This window comes from Leclercia sp. LSNIH3, assembly GCF_002935105.1.
Lineage (GTDB): Bacteria > Pseudomonadota > Gammaproteobacteria > Enterobacterales > Enterobacteriaceae > Enterobacter > Enterobacter adecarboxylatus.
In genome coordinates this window covers 4,003,731-4,018,231 of the sequence record NZ_CP026387.1, presented here as the reverse complement: position 1 = coordinate 4,018,231, position 14,501 = coordinate 4,003,731, and the positions used below count along the sequence as shown (strand labels likewise).

15 protein-coding genes are annotated in these 14,501 nt (G+C 54.9%); 4 read left to right on the top strand and 11 right to left on the bottom strand.

From position 1 onward, the window contains the following. Nucleotides 1–14 precede the first annotated feature (14 nt). From licT to C3F35_RS19435, 4 genes are all read right to left on the bottom strand, one after another. Nucleotides 15–848: a BglG family transcription antiterminator LicT gene (licT, locus tag C3F35_RS19450; RefSeq protein WP_059307521.1), complete on the bottom strand. Its 834-nt coding sequence runs from the start codon at nucleotides 846–848 to the stop codon at nucleotides 15–17. A 157-nt stretch (nucleotides 849–1,005) separates the two neighbouring features. Next, nucleotides 1,006–1,938, bottom strand: coding sequence for a tRNA dihydrouridine(16) synthase DusC (gene dusC / locus C3F35_RS19445; protein ID WP_032612579.1), 933 nt, complete (start codon nucleotides 1,936–1,938; stop codon nucleotides 1,006–1,008). Between the two features lie 90 nt (nucleotides 1,939–2,028). Beyond that, nucleotides 2,029–2,808 carry a type I methionyl aminopeptidase gene (map, locus tag C3F35_RS19440; RefSeq protein ID WP_032612581.1) on the bottom strand — a complete coding sequence of 260 codons (780 nt, stop codon included), beginning with the start codon at nucleotides 2,806–2,808 and terminating at the stop codon, nucleotides 2,029–2,031. Continuing rightward, entirely contained in the window at nucleotides 2,789–3,007 is a 219-nt protein-coding gene (locus tag C3F35_RS19435; protein ID WP_032612583.1) for a ParD-like family protein, read from the bottom strand. Before C3F35_RS19435 ends, map begins: the two co-directional genes overlap by 20 nt. A gap of 186 nt (nucleotides 3,008–3,193) precedes the next feature. Between C3F35_RS19435 and C3F35_RS19430 the strand changes: the two genes are divergently transcribed. From C3F35_RS19430 to sanA, 4 genes are all read left to right on the top strand, one after another. Continuing rightward, the gene (locus tag C3F35_RS19430) at nucleotides 3,194–3,592 is read left to right on the top strand and encodes a CidA/LrgA family protein (protein WP_059307520.1); all 399 of its coding nucleotides are present in this window, start codon (nucleotides 3,194–3,196) and stop codon (nucleotides 3,590–3,592) included. Next, the gene (locus tag C3F35_RS19425; RefSeq protein ID WP_032612587.1) at nucleotides 3,589–4,284 is read left to right on the top strand and encodes a CidB/LrgB family autolysis modulator; all 696 of its coding nucleotides are present in this window, start codon (nucleotides 3,589–3,591) and stop codon (nucleotides 4,282–4,284) included. Before C3F35_RS19430 ends, C3F35_RS19425 begins: the two co-directional genes overlap by 4 nt. Before the next feature lie 128 nt (nucleotides 4,285–4,412). Next, a complete protein-coding gene (gene cdd, locus C3F35_RS19420; protein ID WP_077226266.1) occupies nucleotides 4,413–5,297 on the top strand; it encodes a cytidine deaminase in 885 nt (294 codons plus the stop codon). Between the two features lie 128 nt (nucleotides 5,298–5,425). Continuing rightward, on the top strand, nucleotides 5,426–6,151 hold the full coding sequence (gene sanA / locus C3F35_RS19415) for an outer membrane permeability protein SanA (protein WP_032612592.1): 726 nt from the start codon (nucleotides 5,426–5,428) through the stop codon (nucleotides 6,149–6,151). A gap of 85 nt (nucleotides 6,152–6,236) precedes the next feature. Here sanA and mglC read toward each other — a convergent pair whose 3' ends face one another. The 7 genes from mglC to C3F35_RS19380 all read right to left on the bottom strand — a co-directional run bounded on the left by mglC (nucleotide 6,237) and on the right by C3F35_RS19380 (nucleotide 14,416). Then, nucleotides 6,237–7,247 carry a galactose/methyl galactoside ABC transporter permease MglC gene (gene mglC / locus C3F35_RS19410; protein WP_032612605.1) on the bottom strand — a complete coding sequence of 337 codons (1,011 nt, stop codon included), beginning with the start codon at nucleotides 7,245–7,247 and terminating at the stop codon, nucleotides 6,237–6,239. Nucleotides 7,248–7,262: 15 nt separating this feature from the next. Further along, nucleotides 7,263–8,783, bottom strand: a complete 1,521-nt coding sequence (gene mglA, locus C3F35_RS19405) for a galactose/methyl galactoside ABC transporter ATP-binding protein MglA (protein ID WP_032612607.1) — start codon at nucleotides 8,781–8,783, stop codon at nucleotides 7,263–7,265. A gap of 71 nt (nucleotides 8,784–8,854) precedes the next feature. Next, nucleotides 8,855–9,853 (bottom strand): galactose/glucose ABC transporter substrate-binding protein MglB, encoded by a 999-nt coding sequence (gene mglB, locus C3F35_RS19400; RefSeq protein ID WP_077226268.1) that lies wholly within the window; start codon nucleotides 9,851–9,853, stop codon nucleotides 8,855–8,857. Between the two features lie 287 nt (nucleotides 9,854–10,140). After that, nucleotides 10,141–11,166, bottom strand: coding sequence for an HTH-type transcriptional regulator GalS (galS, locus tag C3F35_RS19395; RefSeq protein WP_103792175.1), 1,026 nt, complete (start codon nucleotides 11,164–11,166; stop codon nucleotides 10,141–10,143). A 155-nt stretch (nucleotides 11,167–11,321) separates the two neighbouring features. Then, entirely contained in the window at nucleotides 11,322–12,479 is a 1,158-nt protein-coding gene (gene yeiB / locus C3F35_RS19390; protein WP_103792176.1) for a DUF418 domain-containing protein YeiB, read from the bottom strand. A 17-nt stretch (nucleotides 12,480–12,496) separates the two neighbouring features. Then, on the bottom strand, nucleotides 12,497–13,165 hold the full coding sequence (gene folE, locus C3F35_RS19385) for a GTP cyclohydrolase I FolE (RefSeq protein WP_032612616.1): 669 nt from the start codon (nucleotides 13,163–13,165) through the stop codon (nucleotides 12,497–12,499). 117 nt (nucleotides 13,166–13,282) lie between these two features. Beyond that, on the bottom strand, nucleotides 13,283–14,416 hold the full coding sequence (locus tag C3F35_RS19380) for a YbfB/YjiJ family MFS transporter (protein ID WP_077226270.1): 1,134 nt from the start codon (nucleotides 14,414–14,416) through the stop codon (nucleotides 13,283–13,285). Nucleotides 14,417–14,501 lie beyond the last annotated feature (85 nt).

Sequence of the window (14,501 nt, the reverse complement as noted above, 5' to 3'; positions counted from 1 at the left end):
TTTGTCGTGGGGGCTTAGCGCCCCTCTTTTCTCACGCGCTCAATATGAATGGTGAGAAACATAATCTCTTCGGTAGTCAGCTCGCGCTGATAACTCTTTTGCAAATGCCGGGCAATCTTCTCGGCGCATACCCACGCCTTCGCGTAGTTGTCTTTTACCGCCGAATGCAGCGAGGCATCGTCATCCGCAACCACGGTACGGGTCAGCATCCGCTGGGCGAAAAACTTCAGATGGGTGACGAAGCGCTGATAGCTTAGCGACTCTTCGTCATACTCCAGCTGTAAGGTGTATTTCACCAGCTGCAGGATCTCCTGCATCACCCGGGTGACGTGCATCACCTCCGGCATCTCGCTGTGCAACTGGGCCGTGACCAGATGCAGTGCGATAAACCCGGCTTCATCTTCCTCCAGCGCCACGCCCAGCCGTGTGGCGATAATGGCCCGGGCCTGCTGGCCCAGCTCAAACTCGCGTGGGTAGAGCCGCTTAATGTCCCACAGGAGCACATTTTTGATCGCCAGCCCCTTCTTCTGCCGCTCAATCGCAAAATAGCAGTGGTCGGTTAAGGTGATGTACAAGCTCTCCTGCAGTTTGCCCAGCCGCTGTGCTGCCAGCCCGATAATGCGATCGCAGGTGGTCATCACCTCCAGCGGGATCTGGCTGAGTAACTCTCCCAGCCGATGCACCAGCTCGTCGCTTTGCAGGGCAAACACTTTCTCAATGTTCTCTTTCGGGATCACGTCGCCAGGGTGCTTTTGAAAGGCCAGCCCGCGGCCCATCACGACCTGTTCGCGCCCCTGTTCATCCAGAACTACCACCACATTGTTATTCAGTATTTTGGCAATTTTCATTCCATGACCCAGAAACAAAAAAACCTGACCTCCGGCAGATGCCAGAAAATCAGGTTTTGCCTGCCGCAGCAGTAACAATCCAGTTAACGCACTTTACCAGTTTCGCGCTTCGCCTCAATGCGCCCCGCTAAAAAATGTGACGCAGATCGAACCCGGCTTATTTGGACTGGATAACCCGGGCGATCTCCGCGGAGGATTGCAGGGCGCGGATCTCCTGAAACAGTTCCAGGGCCTCGTCGTACTCTTTACGCAGATAACTCAGCCACTGCTTGATACGCGCGACGTGGTACAGCCCGGTGTCGCCCTGCTTTTCGAGGCGGGTGTATTTCTTCAGCAGCGTCACCACCTCTGGCCAGGGCATACGCGGCTCGTTGTATTTAATCACCCGGCTGAGGTTAGGCACGTTGAGCGCCCCGCGCCCAATCATGATTGAATCGCAGCCGGTCGCCGCCATACAGGCCAGTGCGCTTTCGCGATCCCAGATTTCGCCGTTAGCAACCACCGGTATGGTCAGCCGTTTGCGGATCTCGCCGATAGCCTGCCAGTTAATGCGCTCGGCTTTGTAACCATCTTCTTTGGTGCGGCCATGAACCACCAGCTCGCTGGCCCCCGCCTGCTGCACCGCATCGGCAATTTCAAACTGCCTGTCGCCGCTGTCCCAGCCCAGACGGACTTTCACCGTAACCGGCAGGTGAGATGGCACCGCCTCGCGCATCGCTTTCGCGCCGCGGTAGATCAGCTCAGGATCTTTAAGCAGCGTGGCGCCGCCGCCGCTGCCGTTGACCATTTTCGATGGACAGCCGCAGTTCAGGTCCACGCCCCAGGAACCCAGCTCGACGGCGCGGGCGGCATTTTCCGCCAGCCATTCGGGATATTGTCCCAGCAGCTGGATCCGCACCCGGGTGCCGGAGGGGGTGCGGCTCTGGTGATGCAGCTCCGGGCAGAGTCTGTAAAACGATTTTACCGGCAACAACATATCCACCACCCGCAGAAACTCGGTGATGCAGTGATCATAATCGTTAACGTCGGTCAGCAGCTCACGCACCAGCGAATCGAGCACACCTTCCATCGGTGCCAGCAATACACGCATATCAGTACCCGTAAAAAAAGACGCGCTATAGTAGCCGCTCCCGCGAAAGGTGGGAAGCGTCAGGAAAGCGATGCGTGTAGGGTTTGGGCCTTAATCGGGGATGGTTTCGTCAGGGCGCAGCGTCAGCACCTCAAAACCGTCTGCGGTCACGGCGATGGTGTGTTCCCACTGTGCAGAGAGCTTTTTGTCACGGGTCACCACTGTCCAGCCGTCTTTCTTCGTTTTGATCCGGCTGTCGCCCTGATTGATCATCGGTTCGATGGTAAAGACCATCCCCTCCTGTAAGACAGGGCCTTCACCGGGTTTGCCGTAGTGCAGGATCTGCGGCTCTTCGTGCATCTCTTTGCCAATGCCGTGCCCGCAATACTCCCGCACCACGCTGTAGCCATGGCTTTCAACGTATGACTGGATCGCGTGGCCAATATCGCCCAGGGTCGCGCCCGGTTTCACCGCCTTAATCCCCTTCCACATCCCCTCCTGGGTCGTTTTCACTAACCTGCGCGCCAGCGGGGAAACCTCACCAATGAGATACATTTTACTGGAGTCGGCGATCATGCCCGCGTTTTCGAGGGTGATATCGACGTTGACAATAGAGCCTGACTTTAGGTGCTCCGACTCTTTCGGGATCCCGTGGCAGACTACGTCGTTCACCGAGGTGTTCAGCACGTACGGGTAGCCATACTGCCCTTTACTGGCGGGGCGGGACTGAAGCTGATCCACAATAAATGCCTCCGCACGATTGTTGATCTCCATGGTTGATACGCCAGGCTTGATAAACTCATCCAGCATGGTGAACACGGACGCCAGCAGTTCACCCGCGTGACGCTGACGGGCCAACTCATCGGCACTCTTAATGAGAATTGATGGCATTGATCACCTCCAGTAAACGGTCGGAGCCAGATTTCAGCATCATCATCTTTATTTGCTGATGGTTAAGGTCAGGATAGAGTTCGCTCATCATGCCGAGGCGGATCCAGTATTCCGCCTGCGCGTTGACCGAACGCGACATGGCTTTGCTGGCATCACGAATGTCGTCATGCAGAAGATCGGAGATTTTTACGATGCCCATATATATGTTCCATTATGATTCATATATAAATCGTATATCAGGGGCGCGGCATTGTCACTTCTGGTTTGGGGAAATGCCCAACGTTCCAATAAGTAATGTCTGGTATGCTCAAAAGTCATGATGTGATCCGTAGCACGTTTAGGGTTTTAATTGTATGATGAATGCGTTTCATCAAGGGCTTTCACCATGAATAAATCACTGATAGTTGTCTGGCAGTACCTGCGCGCGTTCATCCTGATTTATGCCTGCCTGTATGCGGGAATATTCCTCGCCTCTCTGCTGCCAATTACTATTCCCGGCAGCATTATTGGCATGCTGATCCTGTTTGTGCTGCTCGCGCTGCAAATCCTCCCGCCACAATGGGTTAAGCCCGGCTGCTCGGTGCTGATCCGCTATATGGCGCTGCTGTTCGTGCCCATTGGCGTGGGTGTCATGCAGTACTACGACCTGCTGAGCGCGCAGTTTGGCCCGATATTTGTTTCCTGCACTATCAGTACGCTGGTGGTCTTCTTAGTGGTCAGCTGGAGTACGCATCTGGCGCATGGGGAACGTAACGTGGTTGGGCAAAAAGGACAGAAAAAATGATGGCCAATATCTGGTGGTCCCTGCCGCTCACCGTGGCGGTCTTCTTCGCCGCCCGCAAGCTGGCAGTGCGTCTGAAGTTCCCGCTGCTTAACCCCTTGCTGGTGGCGATGGTGGTGATTATTCCTTTCCTGCTATTGACCGGCATCCCCTACGCGAACTATTTCCAGGGCAGCAAGGTGCTTAACGATCTGCTGCAACCTGCGGTGGTGGCGCTAGCGTTTCCGCTGTACGAACAGCTGCACCAGATCCGCGCCCGCTGGAAGTCGATCATCACTATCTGTCTGGTTGGCAGCCTGGTAGCGATGATTACCGGCACCTCGGTGGCGCTGCTGATGGGGGCAACCCCGGAAATTGCGGCCTCTATTTTACCGAAATCGGTAACTACCCCGATTGCGATGGCGGTAGGCGGCAGTCTCGGCGGCATCCCGGCGATCAGCGCTGTGTGCGTCATCTATGTCGGTATTCTCGGGGCGGTTTTGGGCCATACGCTGCTGAATGCCATGCGCATTCGTACTAAATCGGCCCGTGGTCTGGCGATGGGCACCGCCTCGCACGCCCTCGGTACCGCCCGTTGCGCGGAGCTGGATTATCAGGAAGGGGCCTTCAGCTCCCTGGCGCTGGTGATCTGCGGGATCATGACCTCGCTGATTGCGCCGTTCCTCTTCCCGATTATTTTGGCGGTCATGGGCTAAAATTTGCGACGCGTCGCGCATTTTTCATTTGAGTTTCATAAGTTGCACACATAATGAGATCTGGGTCACATATAAAGCCCTTGTGGCTCCGTACACTACCGATCCATTAACCTTTATGAGGCAACGCCATGCATCCACGTTTTCACTCAGCTTTCACTCAGCTTGCAGAGAATTTGCAGTCAGCCCTGGCCCCGGTTCTGGCGGATGCACATTTCCCCGCCCTGCTGACGGCTGAACAGGTCACCGCCCTGAAACGTGCCACGGATCTGGATGATGACGCGCTGGCCTTTGCGCTTCTGCCACTGGCGGCAGCCTGCGCCCGCGCCGACCTGTCCCATTTCAACGTCGGTGCCATTGCGCGCGGCGTGAGCGGCACCTGGTACTTCGGTGGCAATATGGAGTTTATCGGGGCGACCATGCAGCAGACCGTGCATGCGGAACAGAGCGCAATCAGCCATGCCTGGCTGCGCGGTGAAAAATCCCTGCAAGCCATTACCGTGAACTACACGCCGTGTGGCCACTGCCGTCAGTTTATGAACGAGCTTAACAGCGGTTTGCAACTGCGCATCAACCTGCCGGGCCGCGCCCCGCATACTCTGGCCGACTACCTGCCGGACGCTTTCGGCCCGAAGGATCTGGACATTAAATCCCTGCTGATGGATGAACAGGATCATGGCTACACCCTGAGCGGCGATGCGCTGGCCCAGGCCGCTATCCTCGCCGCCAACAAGTCACACGCCCCTTATAGCCAGGCCCCGAGCGGCGTGGCGCTGGAGTGTGGGGATGGGCGCATCTTCACCGGCAGCTATGCCGAGAACGCCGCCTTTAACCCAACGTTGCCGCCGCTGCAGGGCGCGCTGAACCTGCTCAGCCTCAACGGCTACGACTACCCGGACATTCAGCGCGCCATTCTGGCAGAAAAACCCGATGCTCCGCTGATCCAGTGGGACGCCACCGCGGCCACGTTGCGCGCGCTGGGTTGCACCAGCATCGACCGCGTGCTTCTGGCTTAAGTCGTTGATGCGGGCAGCAATGCCCGCACAATTGATGAAAATCCCTTCAATTAAACCGCCGTTTCTTGCGCTTACCAGACGGGTAAAGTAGCCTGAGTGAAATTTCACCTTTGGTAAGAGTCATCTGTATGTTAAAGCGCGTGTTTTACAGCCTGGTTGCCCTGATCGCCATTGTGCTGCTGACTGCGCTGGGCCTCGACCGCTGGATGAGCTGGAAAACGGCGCCTTATATCTTTGATGACCTTCAGGATCTGCCCTACCGCCAGGTCGGCGTGGTACTCGGTACCGCCAAGTACTACCGCACCGGGGTGATTAACCAGTATTACCGTTACCGTATTCAGGGGGCGCTCAATGCCTACAACAGCGGCAAGGTCAACTACCTGCTGCTGAGCGGTGACAACGCGCAGCAGAGCTATAATGAGCCGGTCACCATGCGTAAGGATCTGATTGCCGCAGGCGTTGATCCGGCGGATATCGTGCTCGACTACGCCGGCTTCAGAACCCTGGATTCCATTGTTCGCACCCGCAAGGTGTTTGATACCAACGACTTTATCATCATCACCCAGCGCTTCCACTGCGAGCGCGCGCTCTTTATTGCTCTGCATATGGGCATTCAGGCGCAGTGCTATGCCGTCCCCTCCCCCAAAGACATGCTCACCGTGCGGGTGCGTGAATTTGGTGCCCGTCTGGGTGCACTGGCCGATCTCTATGTCTTTAAACGTGAACCGCGTTTCTTAGGCCCGCTGGTGCCAATCCCGGCGATGCCGGAAGTGCCGGAAGATGCCCAGGGTTATCCGGCGGTTACGCCAGAGCAACTGCTGGACATGCAGAAGAAGAAGCCCGCACTGCCCTAGAGCCACGCCAACGCAGCGCCGCCAGGGGAAATGACCCGGGCATAAAAAAACCCGCATTAAGCGGGTTTTTTTATGCATTGATATCTTACTTCTTACGCGCGTACTTCAGAGAGTCCAGCGCAACGGCGAAGATGATGATGGCACCCTTAATAATGTACTGCCAGTAAGGGTTCACGCCGATATAGGTCAGACCGTAGTTGATAACGGTGAAGATGATTACACCGGTTACCACGCCCAGCACCGTACCCACACCACCACTGAACGACACACCACCCACGACGCAGGCAGCAATCGCATCCAGCTCATACATAAAGCCGAGGTTGTTGGTGGCAGAGCCGATACGGCCTGCTTCCAGCAAACCACCGAACGCATAGAACACACCGGACAGGGCATAGATGACCAGCAGGTTCAGCGCCACGTTAACGCCAGAGACTTTCGCCGCTTCCGGGTTACCACCGATTGCGAAGATGTTCTTACCGAAGCGGGTTTTGTTCCACAGCACCCAGACAAAGGCCACCGCAATCAGGGCGTAGAAGGTGATGTAAGACAGGCGGAATGTGCCCAGCGCGATAAAGCCCTGCGCAAAGGTGGAGAAGCCGCTGTCGAAACCGGAGATTGGCGATGCGCCTACGAAGTCGTAGTACAGAGAGTTGATACCGTAAACGATAATCATCGTACCCAGGGTAGTGATGAACGGCGTTACGTTCAGGTAAGCAATGATGATGCCGTTAATCAGACCAATGATCGCACCGATAGCGCAGACAATCAGGATCACCAGGAAAATCGGCATGGTCGCCATTTCCGGGAACACCTTGTTGGCGTTTTCCATCGACTGCAGGAGCGTGGCCGCGACAACCGCCGCCAGGCCGACCTGACGACCGGCTGACAGGTCAGTACCCTGGGTGACGATCAGACCCGCCACGCCCAGCGCGATAATAATACGTACGGAAGACTGAGTCAGAATGTTACTTAAGTTCAGGAGACTTAAGAATGTCGGATCCTGGAAAATAATAATGGCCAGCAAGACTAAAAGAACAACGTAAATACCGCCTTCTTTCAGATAAGTAAGAAAACTTTTCTTATTTAACGCACTCATGAGAAGCCCCTAATCTTAAAGGTGCAAAGACGCAAGACGCAAAATTTCGTTTTGCGTTGTCGTTTTGGTTTCTACAATTCCGGCAACGAGACCATTGCTCATAACCAGAATACGATCTGTGATCCCTAACAATTCCGGCATTTCGGACGAAATAATAATAATCCCTTTATCTTTCTTGGCTAACTCAGCTATTAACTGATAAATTTCAAATTTTGCCCCCACGTCGATACCACGGGTGGGTTCATCCAGCATCAGAATTTCAGGCTGAGTTAACAACCAGCGTCCAATAATAACCTTCTGCTGGTTACCACCGGAGAGCGAGCCAATTTGCGTGCGGTGTCCTGGGGTTTTTACACGCATCGAGTCAATTACCCACTGGGTATCACTCTTCATGCGGGAATTATCCAACAGACCGATTTTGTTTTTGTAGTTATGAATATTAGAAATTAACGAGTTAAAGTTAATATCCAGATAGGCGTAAATACCGGTTGAGCGACGCTCTTCCGTCACCAGCGCAAAGCCGTGGTTAATGGCTTCGTTGGCATTGTGGTTATTGATTTTTTTGCCGTGCAGGGTAATGGTCCCGCCGGATTTCTCGCGAATACCGAACAGGGTTTCCACGATATCGGTACGCTTGGCGCCCACCAGCCCGGCAATCCCGAGGATCTCTCCTTTATGCAGATCGAAGGAGATATCGCGAATAGAAGGCTGACGCAGCGACGTCAGGTTACGCACTTCCAGAATCACTTCGCCCGGCTTGTTCTCTTTGGTCGGGAAGCGCTGGTTCAGGGAACGACCCACCATCATGGCGATGATCTTGTCCATGTCCAGCCCTTCCAGCGGCTGGGTGGCGATCCACTGGCCATCGCGCAGCACTGTAATTTCATCGCACAACTGGAAGATCTCTTCCATTTTGTGGGAGATATAGACGATGCCGCAACCGCGCTCCTTCAGCTTACGGATAATGGTGAACAGGTGGTTCACCTCTTTCTCCGTTAACGACGAAGTAGGCTCATCCATAATAACGATTTTGGCGTTATAGGAGAAAGCCTTGGCAATTTCAATCATCTGCATCTGAGAAACGGATAACGTACCGACGCGCGCACGCGGATCGATATCAATATCCAGTTCATCAAAAATCGCTTTGGTGTCACGATACATTTTGTCCTGATCGACAAATACGCCTTTGGTCGGATAACGACCCAGCCACATATTGTCCATGACAGAACGCTGAAGTACCAGGTTAAGTTCCTGGTGAACCATCGAAATACCATTTTCCAGTGCTTCTTTGGCGGAATGGAAATCGATCTCTTTCCCCTGAAAAAGAATGCTGCCAGAATCTTTTTGATAGATCCCAAATAAGCATTTCAATAATGTTGATTTACCCGCACCGTTTTCACCCATTAAGGCGTGAATAGAGTGAGGCCGTACTTTTAAATTAACATTATCCAGTGCTTTAACCCCGGGAAAAGACTTGTTGATACCGCTCATTTCCAACAAGTATTCACCGGACGACTGAGTCGTTGTGCTGACCATAATTATACCTTCTCGGCCTCGCGTCGCGTGATAAAAGGGCGCAGAAACTGCGCCCAGTAGAATGCTATAACTTATTTACCGGTGAATTGGGCCAGGTTTTCCTGATCTACGCCAACGTACGGTACGCGAACAACTTTGTTGTCGATTTTCCAGTTGGTGCCGTCAGCAGCGCCTTTGCCGTCTGCCAGGTTTTTCGCCAGATCGAAGGTAGCTTTCGCCTGGTTGTTAGCATCGTTCAGCACGGTACCGGCCATTGCGCCAGATTTTACCAGAGCCATTGCTTCAGGCAGGGCATCCACACCAAAGACCGGAATAGAGGATTTGTTGTGTGCTTTCAGGGCTTCTACTGCACCCATTGCCATCGCATCGTTGTTGGCGATAACCACTTCGATTTTGTTAGCGTTCGGGCCGGACAGCCAGGCGTCCATTTTGTCTTTCGCCTGAGCGGTGTCCCACATAGCCGTATCTAATGCCAGCTGCTGGGTTTTCAGGCCTTTGTCGTTCAGCTCTTTGATCACGTAAGTGGTACGTGCTTCAGCATCCGGGTGGCCTGGCTCGCCTTTCAGCAGAACAAACTGAATCTGACCATCTTTGTTCAGATCCCAGTTCGGGTTAGCCGCCCAGTGTTTAGCAATGAGGTCGCCCTGAATGATGCCGGATTCTTTGGAGTCGGTGCCCACGTAGAAGGCTTTATCGTAGCTATCCAGCGCTTTACGGGAAGGTTCTTTGTTGAAGAAGACCACTGGCACATTCTGGCCACGTGCTTTCTCAATAACGGTGCCTGCTGCCGCCGGGTCAACCAGGTTGATTGCCAGAGCTTTCACGCCTTTTGCCAGCAGTACGTCAATCTGGTCGTTCTGTTTTGACTGGTCATTCTGGGAGTCATTCATCAGCAGCTGCACGTCTGGCGCTGATTGACCTTCTTTCTCAATGGCTTTACGCACAACAGACATAAAGTTGTCGTCGTATTTATAGATAGTCACACCAATACGGCTATCTGCAGCGTGCGCGGTTGCACCAAAAAGCATACTTGCCATAACAGCAGACAGAGTCAACACCTTCTTATTCATGATATCTCCGGTTTTTATGCAGGGTAGTTCGTGTGAATAACGATCGGCGGGCAATGTTAATGAAACGTTAATGCCGGCCGAAGTCCACTTATAAAATTTCTATCTTCCTTGGTCGGTAACGCTCCAGAATGCGTTTTTTTGGATGTTTAACGTGCCGTGGCTATAGTGAAAGTGATTATTCACCGTTACATAGCGTTTCAGTCACTAAAACGCTGACATCATAGTCAGCGCCTTGTTAACTTACTGTGAATTTACTCACAAATTGAAAACGGTTACATCACGACGAATTATGAGTTAGTGATCGGCACCACAATTTGCCGTAGAGCAACGGAGTGACGACGCACTAAAGTCGGCATGAAACAGTGAGTTGCAGCAAGATCCAGCTTTCCCGCAGCCCCCTGTAACGCCAGCTCCGTGGCCAGCCGCGCCATAGAGGCAATCGGATAGCGCACCGTCGTCAGCTGTGGGTCTGTGTAACGGGCAATCGGAATATCATCGAAACCAATCAATGACAGATGCTGTGGCACCGCAATACCGTTGTCCTTCAGTGCCGTTAGCGCCCCTGCAGCCATGCTGTCGTTGTAGGCAAAGACCGCGGTCAGCTGCAGGTTGCGCCCGAGTAGCTCCACCATGGCCGCTTCCCCGCCCTGCATATCCGGCGCGCCGGTGCCGATCCAGCTATCCGAAGCGATAATGCCCTGCTCCAGCAACGCTTTCTGCCAGCCTTCACGCCGCATTTCGTCATCCTCAATGCGGTGGCTTGATGCAAGATAGCCGATGCGCTGATGGCCGTTATTCACCAGCATTCGCGTCGCCATCATCGCGCCGCTGACGTTATCAAGGCAGACGCAGCGGTGGGCATAGCCAGGCACAATGCGGTTGATCAACACCATGCCGGGGATCTGCTCCATCAGCGCAGACAGCTCCTCATCGCTCAAGGCTTTTGAGTGGACGATCAGGGCGTTACAGCGCTGACGAATCAACACCTCAATGGCGTTACGCTCTTTTTCTGCCTCGTGATAGCTATTGCCGATGAGCACGTTTTTCTGGTGCTCCTGGGCAACCATGTCCACGGCTTTTACCAGCGCGCCAAAGAAGGCATCCGATACATCCATCACTACCACGCCGATGGTATCGCTGACCTGGGTTGCCAGCGCCTGCGCGTTCGCATTGGGACGGTAGCCCAGCGCCGTGACGGCTTTCATCACGCACTCGCGCGTTTCAGAGCTAACCAGCGCGCTGTTGTTGAGCACACGGGAAACGGTGGCGACAGAAACGCCCGCCTGACGCGCGACGTCACGAATGGTGATCATATTCACCATCCTTATTTAGATTGCAGCAACTCACAGACACCCCCTGTGTTTAGCAAGGTGCCTATTCTGGCAGTGAGAAAGGAAGGACTACGTGAAGAAGCTCACAAGGATGAAAACGGTTACATCCGTTTTGTTAATGATTGTGATCCAGATCGTTATCCGGATGTATTACCCGGTGAAACCCCTGCAGCACGTGCGGTCAATTGCCGCCATACCCACTCCATCGGTCCCTGACGGAAATAACGCAGCCAGAAAACGGAGAACAGGATATTCACCAGCCAGACAGGTAGCACGAAGCCCATCAGTTGCAGGCGATCAAAATGCATAAACAGGCCGAGGCGATAGAACAAGGTGGTGCAGATCAGCGTCTGTAAAAGGTAGTTACTGAGCGCCATGCGGCCTACGCAGGCCACGGCCATCACCAGCCGGAAACGGCAGAGCTGCGGCCAGAAGCCATAGATCAGCGCAGCATAGCCTATCGTCTGGAAGGGCGCGCTAATCTCACGCGGTGCCTGTAACAGAAACGCGCACCAGCGATAGTCCCAGTTGACATACCACTGGGCGATCACCGCCGGGAGATTGATCGCCAGACCGACCAGCACCAGCCACATCCCGGTTCGCCGGTAATGACCGAGGCTAAACTCGCCTTTCAGCCAGCCGGTTCGCATCAGCGCCGCGCCAATCAGCATCATCCCCGCCAGCTGCCAGCCGTATTGCGCCCCAAGCGCCAGCAGGCTGTTGCCAATCATATCGGCCCGATTGCTGATGGCCTCCATGCCGCCACCCAGCTTCCAGTACTGCTCATACTGCAAATTGGCCGCATCCGGTACCCAGGAACGATTGGTGGAGCCGCCGGAGATAACCCCCAGCAGCAGCAGGATAGCGACGCCAATGAGGAAGAGCACTACGCCGGTGTTGAACAGGTTTTTTATATCGTGCGCATCGCGGATGATACGCCAGCAGATCAGTCCCACCAGCCCGTAGGCCAACAGAATATCGCCGTCCCAGAACAGGAGGCCATGAATAAACCCGAGGAGGACCAGCAGTGAAAGACGCGCCTGGATCCAGCGTTTACCGCGTTTTAGCAGCAGCTGGAGGCCTGCCCCAAACAACAAGGCAAACAGAGTGAGGAATTTGACCTGGGCAAAGAGATCCAGCACCGCCCATGTCCAGGCGTCGCTGAGAGTAATATCGCCATACCAGGCGGGATTAAGATAAGCGGCTTTCGGCAGACCGAAGCCGCTTATATTGAGCAGCAGAATACCCAGAATAGCGACGCCACGAACGAAATCCAGCGTGACATTTCTTTCCATGTACCCTGCCCTGATGATCAGTTGTGGTGACGCACGGCGCGCAGGAACTCCTGACGGGTGTTCTGGCTTGATTTAAACAGGCCGCCCAGCGAGGTGGTCGTGGTGGCGCTGGTGGCATCACGAATACCGCGCGCTTTCACGCAGTAATGCACCGCGTCAATGGAAACCGCCACGTTATTGGTCCCCAGCAGCGTTTGCAACGCGATGAGGATCTGCTGGGTTAAACGCTCCTGCACCTGCGGACGCTGGGCAAAGAACTGCACGATGCGGTTAATCTTCGACAGGCCAATAACCGAGTCTTTTGGAATATAGGCTACGGTCGCTTTGCCGTCGATGGTCACAAAGTGATGTTCACAGGTGCTGGTCAGGGTGATATCACGCACCGTCACCATCTCATCCACCTTCATTTTGTTTTCAATGACGGTGATTTTCGGGAAATTAGCGTAATCCAGCCCGGAGAAAATCTCATCGACATACATTTTGGCGATGCGACGCGGGGTTTCCATCAGACTGTCATCGCTGAGATCGAGATTCAGCAGCTGCATGATTTCGGTCATATGCCCGGAAATAAGACGTTTACGCGTTTCGTTGTCCAGATCCTGAACCGGCGGGCGCAGCGGGGTTTCAAGGCCGTGCGCAACCAGCGCTTCATGGACGAGGGCTGCTTCTTTACTCATTGATGACATTCTTTTCTCCTGCAGGTGTGGCGCGCTTCTGCCCTACATGGGGCAAAATGTGCCGTCATTGTGCGCGAGGCGGCGAGCATAATCCAGTATTCACCGCGATAATTATTGCAATTGCCGTTACCTTTCAACCTGACGCTGCCAGACCAGCCCGCCCGCCATGAAAAGCGCGATGCCCGCCAGGCCCAGCGCAGGCTCCAGTTGGTGGGTAAGCCAGCTCGACAGCGCCGAGGTCATCGGGCCAACAAGCTGCCCAACCGCATAGCCGGTGGTGAGTAATCCGGCCATGTAACGCGTATGATTCGGTGCCAGCTCACGCCCGTAAAGCAGCGAAAGCTGTACCGCACATAAAAATCCGCCGCCCACCAGCAATGCACCGGTCACCAGACCGGCCATTCCCGGCAGCAGCCAGGCGGCAATCACGCCCACCGCCTGCAGCCATAACACCAGCGCCAGTCGGCGATGGGTCGTGGAGACATGGCGCAGCGCGATACTCAGGGCAATGCCCAGCACCGAGGCTACGCCGAAAACTGGCCAGACAAACTGGGCGAACGCGCTGCCAGGGAAACGCAGCGCCGCCATCTGGGACAAAAACGTCGCCGGGAGGATGTAACCAAACCCGGCGAGACTGTAGCTCCACACCAGACGACGTAGATCGCGGGTCAGCGTCAACGGCTCCGGCGTCGTGCCGGGGCGATGCAATTGCCCGGCACGCGGCAGATAGCGGGCCACCAGCGCGATCAGTACCAGCGCCAGTACGCCGTAGATTTGCCATGCGGCGCTCGCCGATAAGCCCTGCGCCTGGATCCACACCGCCAGCAAGCCGCTAAGCGTAATGCCCGCCCCCGGCCCCGCAAAGACTGCGGCACTGAGACCTGGCTTACCGAAATGGGCCAGCCGTTCGTTGGTCCAGGCAGCGATCAGCACCATCGACCAGCCGCTCATGCAGCCAATCACAAACCGCAGCAGTCCGTGAACGACGGCGTTATCCGCAATGGCCGAAAGCAGGGTTAGCATCACTGCGCCAACGATGCCCAGCCACAGGCGGCCTTCGACAAACCGGTGCGCGCGCATGGCATCCCACGCCCCCACCAGATAGCCGAGGTAGTTCATCGCCGCCACCAGTCCGGCGCTGGTCAGGGTCAGTTGCCCTGCCGCAATCATCAGCGGCACTTGTGGTGTAAAGGCAAAGCGCCCTATTCCCATCGCCACCACCAGAACCACAAAACCGCTGAGCGCGATACGCAGCGCCATGACCACTCCAGTTGTTAAAGTTTCGTAAATTCATGATGCAGTATATGTCGTTAATGCGGAAGTGAAAGTTACTCACGCGTTATTG

What these genes read in the sequence shown, in the direction of transcription:
- licT (WP_059307521.1), bottom strand. Translation starts at nt 848, where the DNA reads ATGAAAATTGCCAAAATACTGAATAACAATGTGGTGGTAGTTCTGGAT.
- C3F35_RS19430 (WP_059307520.1), top strand. Translation starts at nt 3,194, where the DNA reads ATGAATAAATCACTGATAGTTGTCTGGCAGTACCTGCGCGCGTTCATC.
- sanA (WP_032612592.1), top strand. Translation starts at nt 5,426, where the DNA reads ATGTTAAAGCGCGTGTTTTACAGCCTGGTTGCCCTGATCGCCATTGTG.
- C3F35_RS19380 (WP_077226270.1), bottom strand. Translation starts at nt 14,416, where the DNA reads ATGGCGCTGCGTATCGCGCTCAGCGGTTTTGTGGTTCTGGTGGTGGCG.
- dusC (WP_032612579.1), bottom strand. Translation starts at nt 1,938, where the DNA reads ATGCGTGTATTGCTGGCACCGATGGAAGGTGTGCTCGATTCGCTGGTG.
- mglB (WP_077226268.1), bottom strand. Translation starts at nt 9,853, where the DNA reads ATGAATAAGAAGGTGTTGACTCTGTCTGCTGTTATGGCAAGTATGCTT.
- yeiB (WP_103792176.1), bottom strand. Translation starts at nt 12,479, where the DNA reads ATGGAAAGAAATGTCACGCTGGATTTCGTTCGTGGCGTCGCTATTCTG.
- mglC (WP_032612605.1), bottom strand. Translation starts at nt 7,247, where the DNA reads ATGAGTGCGTTAAATAAGAAAAGTTTTCTTACTTATCTGAAAGAAGGC.
- mglA (WP_032612607.1), bottom strand. Translation starts at nt 8,783, where the DNA reads ATGGTCAGCACAACGACTCAGTCGTCCGGTGAATACTTGTTGGAAATG.
- C3F35_RS19435 (WP_032612583.1), bottom strand. Translation starts at nt 3,007, where the DNA reads ATGGGCATCGTAAAAATCTCCGATCTTCTGCATGACGACATTCGTGAT.
- galS (WP_103792175.1), bottom strand. Translation starts at nt 11,166, where the DNA reads ATGATCACCATTCGTGACGTCGCGCGTCAGGCGGGCGTTTCTGTCGCC.
- folE (WP_032612616.1), bottom strand. Translation starts at nt 13,165, where the DNA reads ATGTCATCAATGAGTAAAGAAGCAGCCCTCGTCCATGAAGCGCTGGTT.
- map (WP_032612581.1), bottom strand. Translation starts at nt 2,808, where the DNA reads ATGCCATCAATTCTCATTAAGAGTGCCGATGAGTTGGCCCGTCAGCGT.
- C3F35_RS19425 (WP_032612587.1), top strand. Translation starts at nt 3,589, where the DNA reads ATGATGGCCAATATCTGGTGGTCCCTGCCGCTCACCGTGGCGGTCTTC.
- cdd (WP_077226266.1), top strand. Translation starts at nt 4,413, where the DNA reads ATGCATCCACGTTTTCACTCAGCTTTCACTCAGCTTGCAGAGAATTTG.